A 15,752-nucleotide genomic window follows, 5' to 3' on the forward strand; every position below is an offset into this window, starting at 1 on the left:
CGCCGCCGCAAACGCTCTGGCGGAACTCGCCCGCGAGGACGTGCCGGACGAGGTCGGCAAGGCCTATGGCCGCACGCTGCATTACGGTGAGGGCTACATCATTCCCGCGCCGTTCGACCCGCGCCTGATCGTCAAGGTCTCCTCCGCCGTGGCTCAGGCCGCCATGGATACAGGCGTTGCCCGCAATCCGATCGCAGACATGGATGCCTATCGGGCCGAACTCGGCGCCCGGCTTGACCCGACCTCCTCCAGCCTGCAGGTCATCTTCGACCGGATTCGCGCCAATCCGCAGCGCGTCGTCTTCGCGGAGGGCGAAGAGGAGCGGGTGATCCGCGCCGCCGTTACCTTCCGCAATGGCGGCTACGGCATTCCGGTGCTGGTCGGCCGGGAAGATGTGATCAAGGAGAAGATCGTCGAGCTCGGCATCAAGGGCGCCGAGACGCTGGAAATCAACAACGCCAAGCTGTCGGAGCATAACGAAGCCTATACGGAAATGCTCTACAAGCGCCTGCAGCGCAAAGGGCATATCCAGCGCGATTGCCAGCGCATGGTGCATCAGGACCGCAATGTGTTCGGGGCCTGCATGGTTGCCTCGGGGCATGCGGAAGCAATGGTCACCGGTCTGACCCGGAATTTCGGTGTGACCCACGAATATGTCACCCGCGTGCTCGACCCGAAGCCGGGCCAGCAGCTGATGACCTATTCCATCGTCATCAACCGGGGCCGCACGATCTTCATCAGCGACACCAACGTGAACGAGCTGCCGAGTGCCGAGGAGCTGGCCGATATCGCCATCCAGACGGCGGAACATGCGCGGGCCTTTGGCCACACTCCCCGCGTCGCCCTGCTGTCCTTCTCGAATTTCGGCTATCCGCCGCGCGAGAAGGCCGTGCGTATCCGCGATGCGGTCGCCATGCTCGACAAGCGCGGTGTCGAATTCGAATATGACGGAGAAATGTCCGCGGATATCGCCCTCGATTACGAGGCGATGAAACGGAATTATCCGTTCTGCCGTCTCACCGGCCCGGCCAATGTCCTGGTCATGCCGGCCCTGCATTCCGCCAACATCACCTACAAGATGCTGCAGTCGATGAGCGGCGCGGCAGTCATCGGGCCGATGCTGGTCGGACTGGAGAAGCCGGTGCAGATCGTGCAGATGAGCGCGACGGTCACCGATCTGGTGAATGCTGCCGCAATCGCGGCCCATGCGGCACTGCCGGAATAGACCTTTCGCCACATTGATCCGCCTTTCGCGCCAGTTTTGGCGCGAAAGGCGTCTGTTTTTACTGTTTTTGGCTGATTTTAGGCTGTGGCCCCTGTTTTCTGGCCCCTATGATAGAAACTGTCATACCGCAGACGCTAAAGATTTCTATTAAAGTGCTGGTCTGCTTGCCAGCCCGCGCAGAACCGCCAATTGATCCAAAAACCGATGAGCGAACAGCCGAACGATACGGATTCCGGAACCCAGAACGACAGTCCCGCGGCCCTGCCGCTTTGGGATGTGTTCCGTGGCGGCCTCGTGGTCTCGCTGCCGGCCGCTATCGCGCTTGGCGGAATCGCCGCGCTTGACGCCGTAAAGCCATGGCATGCAGCGGGCGCATGGACGGTCTCTCTGGTCGTCGCCATGGCGATTATCCGGCGCCATTACAGCCTGCTCGACGCCATCAAGCGCCATATTCAGAGACGGGCCGGATCAAGCAATCCAGAGCGCGCCTCGAAATCAGGCGACGTGCTGTCCAATATCGGGGAAGGGATCGGCGAGACCGCCGAGCTTTCCGCCGCGCTGACCCGCCTGTTCCGTGTCACGGCCGACCGGCGGTCACAGCTTCAGGCGCTGAACGAGCGCCATGTCTCGATTATCGACAACATTCCCGACCCGCTGATCTTCCTCAATCACAAGGGGCGGGTGCAGAGCATGAACAAAGCCGCGCGCGATCAGTTCGGCGGCCGCATCATGGGCCGGGAGCTGTCCCACGTCGCGCGCGATCCCGCGCTGCTCGAAGCCGGCAACGCGATCCTCGCCCAGGGCGGGCACCGAACGGTCGAGATCTCCATTTCCGATCCGGTGAACCGGGTGTTCAATATACGGCTCGAAGCATTGCCGGAAGAACAGGGCGAACAGCGCTCCGCGCTGGTGATTTTCAGGGATCTGACCGAAAGCCGGCGGATCGAGAGCATGCGCGTCGATTTCGTCGCCAATGTCAGCCACGAACTGAGAACACCGCTGGCGACCCTGCATGGCTTCATCGAAACCCTGCGCGGACCGGCACGGGACGATCTGGAAGCGCATGAGCGGTTTCTCGAGATCATGGAGCAGCAGACCAGCCGAATGACCCGGCTTGTCACGGACCTGCTGTCTCTTTCCCGTATCGAGACCGCGGAACACACCGCACCTAATGAAGAGATAGAGTTGCGCCCGCTGGCCGAGCATCTGACGGCCGCGACCGAAATGACCGCGGCGCGTCAGGGCATCAAGGTTGCGCTCGATATCGATCCGGCGCTGCCGCCCCTGATCGCGAACAGCGACGAAATCTCGCAAGTGCTGCAGAACCTGCTGGAAAACGCGCTCAAATACGGCCGCGATCAGAGCGTCGTGACAATTCACGCCAAAATGGCGAAAGACCTTCCCGCGTCTCTCAGCCTGCAAGCGCATCATCTGGTCGCGATCAGTGTCTCAGATCAGGGGGACGGCATCCCGCGTGAGCATATCCCCCGCCTCACGGAACGTTTCTACCGAGTGGATACCGCACGCTCGCGCGAATTGGGCGGAACCGGCCTCGGCCTTGCCATTGTGAAGCATATTGTCAGCCGCCACCGGGGCGCCCTGACGATCGACAGCAAGGTCGGCGAAGGCAGCACTTTCACGGTCTATATCCCGTGCAAGGCACCGGCCGTCACCAAATCGCAACTTTTCGCCGCCGGCTGAAACAAAACCTTCACATTTCCGTAGTAATAGGGTCTCAGGAGCGGCGTAGGAACGGGGCGACCCGGCTCGGAACTGTGCCGGGCACAGTCGATCACACTCCTATGTCCCGGAGGCAAAATCGTGCTTAGGAAATCCATCATCAAGGCTATCCCGCTCGCCCTCGCCGGCGTTATCGCTGTTGCAGCGGCTGCGGAAGCCCGTGACCAGATCCGCATCGTCGGATCCTCTACTGTATTCCCGTTCTCCACGACCGTTGCAGAAACGTTCGGCAAGACCAGCGGCTTCAAGACGCCGGTCGTCGAAAGCACCGGTTCCGGTGGCGGCCTGAAGCTGTTCTGCTCCGGTGTGGGCGTCCAGCATCCCGACATCACCAACGCGTCGCGCCGGATCAAGAAGTCCGAAGTCGAGCTTTGCGCCAAAAACGGTGTCTCCGACATCGTCGAAGTGAAAATCGGCTTTGACGGCATCGTCATCGGCAACGCCAAGGGCGGCCCGACCTTCAACCTGACCAAGCAGCAGATCTTCCTGGCTCTCGCCGCTGAAGTTCCGGTTGACGGCAAGATCGTCAAGAACCCGTACAACAACTGGTCCGAAATCGATCCGTCCCTGCCGGACGAAGCGATCGAAGTCCTCGGCCCGCCGCCGACGTCCGGTACCCGCGACGCTTTCGTCGAGCTGGCCATGCGCCCGGGCGCCAAGTCCTTCAAGATGCTTGCCGACATGCGCAAGGCCGACAAGAAGGGCTTCCGCAAGATTTCCGACTCCATGCGGGAAGACGGCAAGTTCATCGAAGCTGGCGAGAACGACAACCTGATCGTTCAGAAGCTGCAGGCTAACCCGGTTGCCATGGGCATCTTCGGCTTCAGCTTCCTCGACCAGAACAGCGACAAGATCAAAGGTGCGAGCGTTGCCGGCAAACAGCCGACCTTCGACAACATCGCATCCGGCGATTATGGCATTTCCCGCTCCCTCTTCTTCTACGTGAAGTCCGCGCATATCGGCGTGGTTCCGGGCATCGAGGAATATGTCGCTGAATTCACCAGCGAAAAAGCCATCGGCGACGACGGCTATCTGTCCGACAAGGGTCTGATCCCGCTGCCGGGCGCAGACCGCGAAAAGTATCGCGCTGCTGCCGCGAACAAAACCAACCTGACCATGTAATTGGTCTCGGGAGAGGCGGTCCGCCGCCTCTCCCCTGTCTTTATGGACCCGCACGGAACCGTGGATCCATAAAGACAGCGACTTAATGCGGCCCGGCACCTCCTGCCGCGGCCATGAGCAACCTCCGCCGGCGGGGCACTATGAACAGCTTTTTCCTTATTCTGGTTGTCATCGGACTGTCTGTCGTCGGCTACGCGATCGGCCGGGCAAGGTCCGTTTTCGCCGCATCGGGCGATGCCCGCATCCTGCACTCACTGCCGAGCTACTACGGCATGTTCGTCGCACTCGGTTGCGGACTGCCGGCAATACTTCTGCTGGCAATCTGGCTGGTGATCCAGCCGCAGATCGTCGATCACATGGTAATGTCGGGCCTCGATGCGTCGATCATGCCGCAAAGTGCGGACGACTATTCCCTGATGCTGACCGATATCCGGAACCTCTCCAGCGGTAATGCGACAAGCCGGGTGGCCAGCCCGGCCATTGTCGCCGCCACGGAGCGGTATCTGGCGCTGCAATCCATCGGCTTCTGGTCCATGGTCGGCAGCGTGGTCTGCATCGCGCTGCTTGGCCTCGCCTGGGCCCGCTCCCGGATCAGCCGGAACTTCCGGGCCCGCAACGCGGTCGAGAGTATCATCCGCGTCCTGCTGATCATCTGCTCCTTGATCGCGATCCTGACCACCGTCGGCATCGTCATGTCGCTGATCTTCGAGAGCCTGCGCTTCTTTGCCCGCATCCCCTTCTTCGACTTTCTCTTCGGTCTTCACTGGAGCCCGCAGACAGCAATCCGCGCCGAGCAGGTAGGCGCCTCCGGCAGCTTCGGCGCCGTGCCGATCTTCGCCGGTACCCTGCTGATCACCCTGATCGCGATGCTGGTGGCGGGTCCGATCGGTCTGCTCTCCGCGATCTACATGGCGGAATATGCCAATCCCAGGTTCCGCGCCATTGCCAAGCCGATGCTGGAAGTGCTGGCCGGTATCCCGACCGTGGTCTACGGCTTCTTCGCGGCCCTGACCGTGGCTCCGCTGATCCGGGGCTGGGGTGAGGGAGTAGGGCTCGACGTTTCCTCGGAAAGCGCCCTCGCGGCCGGTCTGGTGATGGGTATCATGATCATACCTTTCGTCTCCTCGCTCTCGGACGACGTGATCAATTCGGTGCCGCAGTCACTGCGTGACGGCTCCTACGGACTGGGAGCCACCAAGTCGGAGACCATCCGGCATGTCATCCTTCCGGCCGCCCTTCCGGGTATTGTCGGCGCCTTCCTGCTGGCTGTCTCCCGCGCCATCGGCGAGACCATGATCGTGGTGATGGCCGCCGGCCTCGCCTCGAACCTGACGGCCAACCCGTTCGAAGCCGTCACCACGGTGACAGTGCAGATCGTTACCCTGCTGGTCGGCGATCAGGAATTCGACTCCGCCAAGACACTCGCGGCCTTTGCCCTCGGTCTTGTGCTCTTCTTCATCACCCTCGGTCTGAATGTGGTCGCCCTTCGGGTGGTCCGGAAATATCGGGAAAAATATGACTGACGCGATCATGAACTCGAAGCCGAGCACCGAAATCCGCCGGACGCCACTGAGCGGGGACCGGCTGAAGAAACGCTACGCCGCGGAACGTCGCTTCCGGCTCTATGGCCTCGGCAGCATCATCGCCGCGGGCCTGATGCTGGTATTCCTTGTCGGAAGCATCACCGGCACCGGCTATACGGCGTTCCTGCAAACCTACATCAAGCTGAATATCTCTTTCGATCCGGAATATCTCGATCCGGCCGGAACAGGAGATGTCGAACAGCTGAAGACGGCCGACTATGGCGGTATGGTCAAAAAGAACCTGCGGGACAATTTCCCGGAGGTCACCGGCCGTTCGGACAAGCGCAAGCTTTACAATTTCGTCTCGCCGAACGCCGGGTTCGATCTGCGCAACATGGTCATCGAGGACCCGTCGCTTGTCGGCCAGACCCTTGATCTCTGGATCAAGGCTTCCGACGATATCGACATGCTGACCAAGGGCTATGTCGACCGGACCCTCGTGGAAGCCAATCGCCGGGTCACGGACACAGAGCTGAGCTGGTACGACAAGCTCGATTCAAACGACCGGATCGAAGCGCGCTTCAACACCGATTTCTTCATGAAGGCGGACAGCCGCGAGCCGGAAGAAGCTGGTATTCTCGGCGCCGTCACCGGCTCCTTGCTGACCCTGGTGATCACACTGCTTCTGTCCTTCCCGATCGGGGTGATGGCGGCAATCTATCTTGAGGAATTTGCTCCGAAGAACCGGTGGACCGACCTGATCGAGGTGAACATCAACAACCTCGCGGCCGTGCCCTCCATTGTCTTCGGTCTGCTTGGCCTCGCGATGTTCCTGAACTTCTTCGGCTTCCCGCGCTCCGCCCCGCTGGTCGGCGGCATGGTGCTGGCACTGATGACATTGCCGACCATCATCATCGCCGCCCGCTCCGCCCTGAAAGCCGTGCCGCCCTCGATCCGCGAGGCCGCCCTCGGGCTCGGTGCCTCGCCGCTGCAGGTCGTGACCCATCATGTGTTGCCGCTGGCCATGCCCGGCATTCTGACCGGCACGATCATCGGCATGGCCCAGGCCCTCGGTGAGACCGCACCGCTGCTGATGATCGGCATGATCGCCTTTATCGTCGACGTACCCGGCGGCTTCACCGATCCGGCGACCGTACTGCCGGTGCAGATCTATCTCTGGGCGGACAGCCCCGAGCGCGCCTTCGTCGAACGGACCTCCGCCGCGATCATGGTGCTGCTTGCTTTTCTGATTTTCATGAACATTGTGGCCGTCATGCTCCGCAAGAAGTTCGAACGGCGCTGGTAGAGGTAATTCCATGAGCGAGAAAAAAAAGATGGCTAAGTCCGACACCTCCCCGGCGTCGACAGCGACGTCCCCGAACGTGACGCCGAAAATGAAGGGCGACAAGGTCAAGGTCTTCTACGGAGAGAAGCAGGCCCTGATGGATGTCGATCTGGACATCAAGCCGAACGAAGTTACGGCGCTGATCGGCCCGTCCGGCTGCGGCAAGTCCACCTTCCTGCGCTGCCTGAACCGGATGAACGATGTCATCGACATCTGCCGCGTCGAAGGCAAGATCACGCTGGACGACGACGATATCTACGACTCCTCGCTCGATCCGGTACAGCTCCGTGCCCGCGTCGGCATGGTGTTCCAGAAGCCGAACCCGTTCCCGAAGTCGATCTACGACAATATCGCCTACGGCCCGCGCATTCACGGCACGGCCCAGAGCAAGGCCGATGTCGACGAGATCGTCGAGACCAGCCTGACCAAGGCGGGCCTGTTCGGTGAAGTCAAGGATCGCCTGCTGGAGCCCGGCACCGGCCTTTCCGGCGGCCAGCAGCAGCGCCTCTGCATTGCCCGCGCCATCGCGGTCAATCCGGAAGTGATCCTGATGGACGAGCCCTGCTCGGCCCTCGATCCGATCGCCACCGCGAAGATCGAAGAGCTGATTGATGAGTTGCGCGAGAACTACACCATCGTCATCGTGACCCACTCCATGCAGCAGGCAGCCCGGGTTTCCCAGCGCACCGCCTTCTTCCACCTGGGAGAGCTGGTCGAGGTTGGCGATACCGAGCAGATTTTCACCAACCCGAACGACTCCCGCACGCAGGGATACATCACCGGCCGGTTTGGTTAAGCGCGTTCACGGATCATAGTTTAATGGGTGCAAACGACCACATAGTCAGCTCTTTCGACGAGGATCTCGAGGCCCTCAAGGCCAAGATCGCCCAGATGGGCGGCCTTGTCGAAAGCCAGTGTGAAGCCGCCGTGCGAGCCGTACACCGGCGTGACCAGGCGCTCGCCCAGCGGGTCCGCGAAGCCGACGCTCCGATCGACCATCTGGAAACCGAGATCGAGGCCATGAGCCTTCGGCTGCTGGCATTGCGTCAGCCGCTCGGGGGCGATCTGCGCACGGTCGTGGCCAGCCTGAAGATCGTCAGCGACCTTGAGCGCATCGGCGATTACGCCGCGAATATCGGCAAACGGGCCATTGTTCTCAGCAGCCTGCCCGAGATCCCGCCGGCCAATGGCATCGTGCGCATCGGCAGCCTGGTCCAGTCCCTGATCAAGGATGTGCTGGATGCCTACGCGGACGACAATCTTGATCTCGCAATTGCCGCCTGGCACCGGGATGAGGATATCGACGAGCTCTATACCAGCCTGTTCCGAGAACTGCTGACCTACATGATGGAAGATCCGCGGAATATCTCCGCGTCCACTCATCTTCTGTTCATCGCGAAGAATCTGGAACGCATGGGCGATCACGCGACCAACATCGCCGAGACCGTGCATTTCCAGATCAAAGGCACGAAAATGCAGGCCGACCGCCCCAAGGGCGAGGATGCCAGCTATGTCGTGACGATGCCTGAATGAGAGCGTTCATATCGAGAGTTAGTGTCCTATGAACATGATGCACCCCAAAATCCTGATCGTGGAGGACGAAGCCCCCATCGTCACTCTGCTGCGCTACAATCTTGAGCGGGAAGGATTCGAAGTCCTGGAAGCCGGCGATGGCGAGGAAGCCATGCTGCTGGCCATGGAAAAAAGCCCCGACCTGATCCTGCTGGACTGGATGTTACCGCTTCTCTCCGGCGTCGAGGTCTGCCGCAGATTGCGCCGCACACCCGAAACCAAAGCCGTGCCGGTAATCATGCTGACAGCGCGCGGCGACGAGGGTGACCGGATCCGTGGCCTGAATGCGGGTGCTGACGATTACATCACCAAGCCCTTCAGCCCGAGCGAGCTGATCGCCCGGATCCGCGCCGTGCTGCGCCGGACGCGCCCGGCGAGCGACGCCGAAACCCTGGAATTCGAAGATCTCGAAATGGATCTGGCCTCCCACAAGGTGCGCCGGAACAGCCGGGAAATTCATCTCGGCCCGACCGAATTCCGGCTGCTGCGCTATTTTCTGGAGCATCCGGGCCGGGTGTTCTCCCGGGAGCAGCTGCTGGACCGGGTCTGGGGCCCCGACATTTATGTCGAGCCGCGTACCGTCGACGTGCATATCCGCCGTCTGCGCAAGGCCATCAATATCGAGGCGGAATCCGATCTGATCCGCACGGTCCGTTCCGCCGGATACGCTCTCGACCGGTCAACCGCACCGGCCTGAGCCCCATATCTCAGCTTATCGGTTTTCCGCCGGACACGGGCTCCGGCGGAAACATCCGCATCAGAACCAGCAGCAGGATCAGGCCGGGTACCGCAATCGCCGTCGAAGCGATGAAAAACCCGATCCAGCCAATATGATCCGTGACCCATCCGCCGCCGGAGCTGAGGATGGTGCGCCCGAAAGCCATGAAGGATGACAGCAGGGCATATTGAGTGGCTGTGAAGGCGACATTCGTCAGGCTTGAAAGATAGGCGACGAAGGCGGCCGTTCCCATGCCGCCGGTAAAGTTCTCAACCCCGATCGTCACCGTCAGCATCCAGATATCGTGCCCGGCCACGGCCTGCCCGACAAATACCAGGTTCGACAGGGCCTGCAGCACGCCGCAGAGCAGCAGCGCCTTCAGCAGCCCCATATGCTTCACCAGGGCACCGCCGGCAAACAACCCCACCAGCAGAGCGACAAGGCCGAACACCTTGGTCACCTGGGCGATCTCCGTCTTGGTGAAACCGAGATCGATATAGAACGGGTTCGTCAGCGTGCCGAGGAAGGCATCCCCGAGCTTGTAGAAAAGGATGAAGGCCAGGACCAGCAGAGCGCCCCGCCGCAACAGGAACTCCGAGAACGGGGTGAAAATCGCCCGGTGCGCCCATTCAGCGGCGGACTCATTCTCCCGTGTCTGCTTTTCCGCTTCCGCGCTGGCATCCGGCTCCGGGCTCACGAGAACCGCGCCCAGGCCAACCAACATCAGGCTCGCCATGGCGAGATAAGCCACGAACCAGCCAATCGCGTCCGCCAGGAAAAGCGCACCCGCCCCGGCAATAAGCATCCCGATCCGATAGCCGAAGGTCGAGGCCGCCGCACCGGCGCCCTGCTCGGATTCCGGCAGGGATTCGATGCGAAAGGCGTCGATCACGATATCCTGGCTGGCCGAGAAGAAGGTCACGGCAACGGCCATCAACGCCATCAGTCCAGGGTTGTTCACCGGGTCGGTGCCACCGAGCAGGATGATCGACAGCATCAGGGCAAGCTGGGTCAGGATCAGCCAGCTCCGCCGTCTGCCGAACAGACGGCCGAGAAGCGGCAGCCTCAGACTGTCCATCAGGGGCGCCCAGAAGAATTTCAGCGTGTAGGGCGTCCCGACAAGGGCAAACAGGCCGATGGTCGTCAGATCGACCCCGGACTCGCGCATCCAGGCGCTCAGGGTCGAAAAGGAAAGCAGCAGGGGCAGACCGCTGGAAAAGCCCAGCAGAAAAACGATCAGAATGCGGCGCTTCAGATACAGCGCCGCCGTCTCCGCAAGCCAGCCCCTGACGCTGGACATGGTCTCAGCCAAGCCGCGCCGCCAGAAGCTCTTTCAGATTGGCCTCCGGCCGGGCGCCGTAATGCGAGATGATTTCCGCCGCGGCAACACCGCCGGCCCGGCCCCAGTCGGCAGGCTCCAGGTCACGGCAATAGGCATGCAGGAAACCGGCGGCGAAAAGATCGCCCGCGCCGGTCGTATCGACGACCTTGGCCACCGGCTCGGCATCGATCACATGGACTTCCGATTTGTGCAGAACAACGGAGCCCTGCGCGCCACGGGTGATCGCCGCCGTCTCGCAGTTTTCCCGCACCTTCTGCAATGCTTCGTCGAAATCGCTCGTCTGGTAGAGCGACTTCAGCTCTTCCTCGTTGGCGAACAGGATATCGACATGGTGATCGACCAGCTCGAGGAAGGCATCCCGATGGCGGTCGACACAGAACGGATCGGAGAGGGTGAGCGATACCTTGCCCCCGGTCTCGTGCGCGGTCCTGGCTGCATTGATGAAGGCCTTCTTGGCTTCCGGCGGATCGAACAGATAGCCTTCCAGATAGACCACGCGGCTGTCCGCGATCAGGTCCGGATCGACATCCACCGGGCCAAGCTGCACGCAGGCGCCGAGAAAGGTGTTCATGCTGCGCTGGGCATCCGCCGTCACCATGATCAGGGACCGGGCCGTCGGCGGGCCATCCAGGGTCGGCGCCGTCTCGAAGCGCACACCAACCGCCGTGATGTCATGCCGGAAGACCTTGCCAAGAACGTCGTCCTGCACCTTGCCAATATAACCGGCCTTGCTGCCGAGAGAGGCGAGCCCGGCCGCTGTGTTGCCGGCGGATCCTCCGGACATTTCCATGCCGGGGCCCATCTTGCTGTAGAGCAACTCGGCGCGCTCCGCGTCGATCAGGTTCATTGCCCCTTTTTCGATGCCGTTTTCGGCCAGGAAATCGTCAGTGGCTTGGGAAAAAACGTCGACGATCGCATTACCGATACATGTGACATCAATGGACTTGGCTACCATCTGGAGCAGGCTCCCGGATACAGAACAAAAGAAAGGCGGCGGACGGCATGTCCGCTCATGCGCGCGACAAGGTACTGGAGCGGGGACGGCATGGAAAGGCCGCGATCACCGAATGCCGCCGCCGCTCTTGCGCGGGCAGGGTTCCTATGCTTTTTCGGCCCTGATGCATTGGACCACGCCGCATGCGGTCCCACTTGTTCCGGTGACAACGCCAGAAAGAAGAAGAGAGCGCCCATGTTTTCAGCCTTGTCCGCCACCATCGGTCAGATGACGGATCCCAGGCTCCGCAATCCGATCATCATCAGTGTCGTCGGATCGATCATGGCGATCCTGTTGCTCGGGGCAGCGGTCTGGTACGTCCTCGACTGGTTTTCGTTTTTCGGCGGGTGGCTGGATGATGCGGCGGCCTGGGTCGCCAGCCTGATCGTGGTGATCCTGGGCGTTCTGTTTTTCCCCGGTGCCGCCAACATAATCTCCGGCCTGTTTCTGGACTCCGTCTGCAAGGCCGTGGAAACGAAGCATTATCCGGCGCTTGGTCCCGCACGCCCCCAGCCTTTCACCGAAACCGTTCTGGAAAGCCTTAAATTTCTCGGCATTACTGTCTTAATCAATGTTCTGCTTTTGCCAATTTATGCGCTGGCATTCTTTCTGCTGGTCCCGTTCATTAACCCTGTCATATTTTACAGTGCGAACGGGTATTTGCTGGGCCGGGAATTCTTCGAAATGGTGGCCCTGAGACGGCTTTCACCCGCGGAAACCAAGGAGTTACGGAAGCGCAAGGCAGGCTCGGTTTTCATCAGTGGCGTGCTGATCGCGGCCGTCATGACCATCCCCATTGTGAACTTCGCCGGACCGGTCATTGCGACGGCTTTTATGCTGCATCGTTTCGAGCGCTTGCGGAGTGACATGAAGAAATGATAATAAGTCCTTGAGTATTAAGGTCGATGGCCATGGTCTCTTCTGCAATTATATGAGTTGACGATCTGATGTTTCGGCGTAAAAAATCCGGCACAGACAGCACCGCACGCACGAGCCCCTCTTTCGGGAACAACGCGACGGATGAACAGCATCCTTCGGAGGCACGCTTGGACCCGGCGGCGCCCGTCTCTGAAGAGGTTACAACCAAGAAGCCGGACGAGGAGTCCAGAATGCAACCGAGCAAACCTTCCTCATCCGGGTTCGTACCGGAAATCCCGCGCCGGACTCTCGATCTTCCCGGCTCGTCCAGCCGGCGTGGCGGCGCGCCCCGTTCCGAGAGCAAGAAGCTTACGGTCGGACCCGAGATTTCCCTGACGGGCGAGATCACGGCCTGCGACAGTCTCATTGTCGAAGGCACCGTCGATGCGACGCTGGAAAACAGCCGCCATCTTGAAGTCACCGATTCCGGTCATTTCAAGGGCAAGGTCATGATCGACGAGGCAATCATCGGCGGACGCTTCGAAGGCACGCTCGTCGTGCGGAAGACCCTGCATGTGCGCAGCAGCGGCCGTATCACCGGTTCCGTGCGGTTCGGTCAGCTCGAAGTCGAGCTTGGCGGCCAGATCGACGGCGACATCGCAGTCTTCAAGGACGACACCGCGAGTGTGCCGGAGACGTCGGAGTAAGTCAGTGCCGGTGCGTTTTTTTGTTTTTCTCCTGATCGCCTTCACTCTTTCGGCTTGCGGCGCCGCCGTACAGAAAACGGCGAGTACCGGACGGGTTCAGCAGCCTGTTACCGTGGGGAAATCGATAGCACCGGCCACCGGCCAGACCGGGCAGAAGGACCCCGCATCGGTCGCCAGCCTCCCCGTCCCGCCAAGCCCGCCTGCCTTCAGCCCGGAAGAACGCGATCCGGGCCGGTTGCTCGATCTTGGGCTGCACGATCTTTCGGCCATTCTCGGCAAGCCGGCCTTCATCCGGAACGACATGTCCGCTGTGGTCTGGCAATACCGCACGGATGCCTGTGTGCTTGACCTGTTTCTCTATGAGCTCAATCACGATCTTGCCGTGACCTATTACGAGTTCCGGCCACGGCGTAACGGCGAGCTGGTGCGGGACGAGTGCTTTGTCAGTCTGTTGCGGCGGGGCATCTCGCGCGCGGCACAAAGCTGAGCCAGATCAGGCAGGCTCCAGCGTCTTTTCCTTGAAATTGCACAGATCCGAAACCGGACATACCGGGCAAACCGGCTTGCGTGCCTTGCAGATATAGCGTCCGTGCAGGATCAGCCAGTGATGCGCATGCAGCATCCATTTCCCGGGTATCCGCTTTTCCAGGGCGAGTTCCACCGCAAGCGGGGTTTTGCCCGCGGCCATGCCCGTGCGGTTGGCAACGCGGAAAAGGTGCGTATCGACGGCGATGGTCGGTTGGCCGAACGCCATATTGAGAACCACATTCGCGGTCTTCCGGCCAACACCCGGAAGTTTTTCCAGCTCGTCCCGGTCCTGCGGCACGATGCTGCCATGCTCCCGGATCAGGATCTCCGAGAGCGCGATGACGTTCTTGGCCTTCGAATTGAACAGCCCGATCGTCTTTATATAGTCGCGCACCCGCTCAAGCCCGAGAGCGACCATTTTCTCGGGTGTATCCGCGACCTTGAACAAGGGACCCGTCGCTTTGTTCACGCCGATATCGGTGGCCTGCGCGGAAAGCACAACGGCGACCAGCAGCGTGTAGGGATTGACGTAATTCAGCTCGCCTTTCGGCTCCGGCTCGCGATCACTCAACCGCTGGAAAAACTCGTCCACCGCCGCATTGGTCATCCGTTTAGCCATAACACCCGCACTCTCTCGCTTGCTTTCAGGCGCGTCCTGTTTTCAGGTTGTCTTTGCCCTGCGCCCGCCACAGGGTAGAGCCTTGATGAAATACCATGCAACAAGTCCGGACACAGGCGGTGACACACGCTGAAAACAGGGGTGAAACAAGACCCGACGACGCACTCTTCGATGCCATTCTCTATCCGCACCGGAGCCTGTCGCCCCGGGGATTCCTGATTCTGATGGCGGCAATCACCTGCTGCAGCATTGCCATAGGGACAGCTTTCTGGATCGCCGGTGCCTGGCCTGTTTTCGGTTTCTTCGGGCTTGATGTCCTGCTGATCTACATCACCTTCCGGCTCAGCTATCGCGACGCGCGGCGATATGAAACGGTTCATCTGACCCGGGCCGCACTGACCGTCGAGCGTTTTGTCCGCGGGCGCCGGGTCATGGAAAAGCACCTGCAGCCGTACTGGCTGAATGTCAGGGTCGAGGAAGAGCGCAGCGGGCCGGACCGGCTGATGCTGCGCACCCATGGTCAATCCCTCGAAATCGGCGCCTTTTTGTCGCCTCCCGAAAAGCAGGAATTCGCGGACAGCCTAACCAGCGCGCTGAAAGAAGTCCGCTCCGCCTGATACCGGGCTCCATCAGAGGCCGAGAACATCCGCCATGGAATAGAGCCCCGGCTTGCGGCCCGCAGCCCAGATTCCAGCGCGCACGGCTCCGGCGGCGAAGATATCCCGGCTGGTTGCTTTGTGCGTCAGCTCGATCCGTTCATTAGGTCCGGCGAAAATAACGGTGTGCTCTCCGACCACATCGCCGCCGCGCAGCGTGGCAAAGCCGATTTGTCCCGCTTCGCGGGCGCCCGTGACGCCTTCCCGCGACAACACGCCTTTGTCATCCAGACTGACGCCGCGTCCCTCGGCCGCCGCCTTGCCAAGACCAAGCGCGGTGCCGGAAGGCGCATCGATTTTCCGCTTATGGTGCATTTCAACTATTTCGATATCGAAATCATCGCTCAGGGCGCCTGCGACCTTCTTCACCAGGTCGAACAGCAGGTTGACCCCGAGGCTCATGTTCGGGGCATAGACCAGCGGGATGTTTTTCGCGGCATCGGCCAGGGCGGCTTCCTGCTCCGGTGTCAGGCCCGTCGTGCCCGCGACGAATGCCGTGCCGCATTCGGACGCGATCCGCGCATGCTCAACCGTGACGGCCGGAAGCGTGAAATCGATCACAACATCGGATGAAGAGATCACCGCGCGAGGGTCCGAGACGGTTTTGACCGTCACCCCTTCAAGCTGACATAGTGCAGCAATTTCAACGCCCTCTTCAGCACTACCCCGAAGAACAGTACCGCCGGAAATCTCGGCTTCCGGGTTCTCGTGAACCTGTTTGGCAATCATCCGGCCCATAAATCCGGCGATGCCCATGATTCCAACTTTTGTCTTGCCCATTAAGCCCTCCCGGACAGGATTTT

16 protein-coding genes are annotated in these 15,752 nt (G+C 61.0%); 12 read left to right on the plus strand and 4 right to left on the minus strand.

Features of this window, described 5'->3' with window-relative positions:
• The 8 genes from AAC126_RS13135 to phoB all read left to right on the plus strand — a co-directional run.
• Positions 1 to 1,225, plus strand: a 1,225-nt coding sequence (locus tag AAC126_RS13135) for a phosphate acyltransferase (RefSeq protein WP_339854036.1), incomplete at its 5' end; no start/stop codon positions are given.
• Between the two features lie 204 nt (positions 1,226 to 1,429).
• Complete coding sequence (locus AAC126_RS13140) at positions 1,430 to 2,926, plus strand: ATP-binding protein (RefSeq protein ID WP_339854038.1); 1,497 nt, start codon at positions 1,430 to 1,432, stop codon at positions 2,924 to 2,926.
• Between the two features lie 120 nt (positions 2,927 to 3,046).
• A complete protein-coding gene (locus AAC126_RS13145) occupies positions 3,047 to 4,087 on the plus strand; it encodes a substrate-binding domain-containing protein (protein ID WP_339854040.1) in 1,041 nt (346 codons plus the stop codon).
• A 140-nt stretch (positions 4,088 to 4,227) separates the two neighbouring features.
• The gene (gene pstC, locus AAC126_RS13150; RefSeq protein ID WP_339854042.1) at positions 4,228 to 5,610 is read left to right on the plus strand and encodes a phosphate ABC transporter permease subunit PstC; all 1,383 of its coding nucleotides are present in this window, start codon (positions 4,228 to 4,230) and stop codon (positions 5,608 to 5,610) included.
• A 7-nt stretch (positions 5,611 to 5,617) separates the two neighbouring features.
• A complete protein-coding gene (pstA, locus tag AAC126_RS13155) occupies positions 5,618 to 6,916 on the plus strand; it encodes a phosphate ABC transporter permease PstA (RefSeq protein WP_339854081.1) in 1,299 nt (432 codons plus the stop codon).
• Positions 6,917 to 7,004: 88 nt separating this feature from the next.
• Positions 7,005 to 7,751, plus strand: a complete 747-nt coding sequence (gene pstB, locus AAC126_RS13160) for a phosphate ABC transporter ATP-binding protein PstB (RefSeq protein WP_339854083.1) — start codon at positions 7,005 to 7,007, stop codon at positions 7,749 to 7,751.
• Between the two features lie 23 nt (positions 7,752 to 7,774).
• Positions 7,775 to 8,488, plus strand: coding sequence for a phosphate signaling complex protein PhoU (gene phoU, locus AAC126_RS13165; RefSeq protein ID WP_339854043.1), 714 nt, complete (start codon positions 7,775 to 7,777; stop codon positions 8,486 to 8,488).
• Positions 8,489 to 8,516: 28 nt separating this feature from the next.
• Positions 8,517 to 9,224, plus strand: a complete 708-nt coding sequence (gene phoB / locus AAC126_RS13170; protein ID WP_339854045.1) for a phosphate regulon transcriptional regulator PhoB — start codon at positions 8,517 to 8,519, stop codon at positions 9,222 to 9,224.
• A 10-nt stretch (positions 9,225 to 9,234) separates the two neighbouring features.
• On the opposite strand, the gene AAC126_RS13175 is transcribed toward phoB, so the two are convergent.
• Positions 9,235 to 10,545, minus strand: coding sequence for an AmpG family muropeptide MFS transporter (locus AAC126_RS13175; protein WP_339854047.1), 1,311 nt, complete (start codon positions 10,543 to 10,545; stop codon positions 9,235 to 9,237).
• 4 nt (positions 10,546 to 10,549) lie between these two features.
• Positions 10,550 to 11,542, minus strand: a complete 993-nt coding sequence (locus tag AAC126_RS13180) for an adenosine kinase (protein WP_339854049.1) — start codon at positions 11,540 to 11,542, stop codon at positions 10,550 to 10,552.
• A 234-nt stretch (positions 11,543 to 11,776) separates the two neighbouring features.
• Here AAC126_RS13180 and AAC126_RS13185 point away from each other — a divergent pair, with 234 nt between their 5' ends.
• The 3 genes from AAC126_RS13185 (at position 11,777) to AAC126_RS13195 (ending at position 13,633) form a co-directional block, all read left to right on the plus strand.
• A complete protein-coding gene (locus AAC126_RS13185) occupies positions 11,777 to 12,460 on the plus strand; it encodes an EI24 domain-containing protein (RefSeq protein WP_339854051.1) in 684 nt (227 codons plus the stop codon).
• Positions 12,461 to 12,690: 230 nt separating this feature from the next.
• Complete coding sequence (locus AAC126_RS13190; protein ID WP_339854053.1) at positions 12,691 to 13,146, plus strand: polymer-forming cytoskeletal protein; 456 nt, start codon at positions 12,691 to 12,693, stop codon at positions 13,144 to 13,146.
• A gap of 4 nt (positions 13,147 to 13,150) precedes the next feature.
• Positions 13,151 to 13,633, plus strand: coding sequence for a hypothetical protein (locus AAC126_RS13195; RefSeq protein ID WP_339854054.1), 483 nt, complete (start codon positions 13,151 to 13,153; stop codon positions 13,631 to 13,633).
• A 6-nt stretch (positions 13,634 to 13,639) separates the two neighbouring features.
• Here the strand turns inward: AAC126_RS13195 and nth are convergent, their stop codons facing one another.
• Positions 13,640 to 14,281 carry an endonuclease III gene (gene nth, locus AAC126_RS13200; protein ID WP_339854084.1) on the minus strand — a complete coding sequence of 214 codons (642 nt, stop codon included), beginning with the start codon at positions 14,279 to 14,281 and terminating at the stop codon, positions 13,640 to 13,642.
• Positions 14,282 to 14,412: 131 nt separating this feature from the next.
• Here nth and AAC126_RS13205 point away from each other — a divergent pair, with 131 nt between their 5' ends.
• On the plus strand, positions 14,413 to 14,910 hold the full coding sequence (locus tag AAC126_RS13205) for a DUF2244 domain-containing protein (protein ID WP_339854055.1): 498 nt from the start codon (positions 14,413 to 14,415) through the stop codon (positions 14,908 to 14,910).
• Positions 14,911 to 14,922: 12 nt separating this feature from the next.
• Here the strand turns inward: AAC126_RS13205 and dapB are convergent, their stop codons facing one another.
• Entirely contained in the window at positions 14,923 to 15,729 is an 807-nt protein-coding gene (gene dapB, locus AAC126_RS13210; protein ID WP_339854057.1) for a 4-hydroxy-tetrahydrodipicolinate reductase, read from the minus strand.
• Positions 15,730 to 15,752: the final 23 nt, after the last annotated feature.

The sequence above is a fragment of the uncultured Nisaea sp. genome (assembly GCF_963974195.1).
In the GTDB taxonomy this organism is placed as follows: Bacteria; Pseudomonadota; Alphaproteobacteria; order Thalassobaculales; family Thalassobaculaceae; genus Nisaea.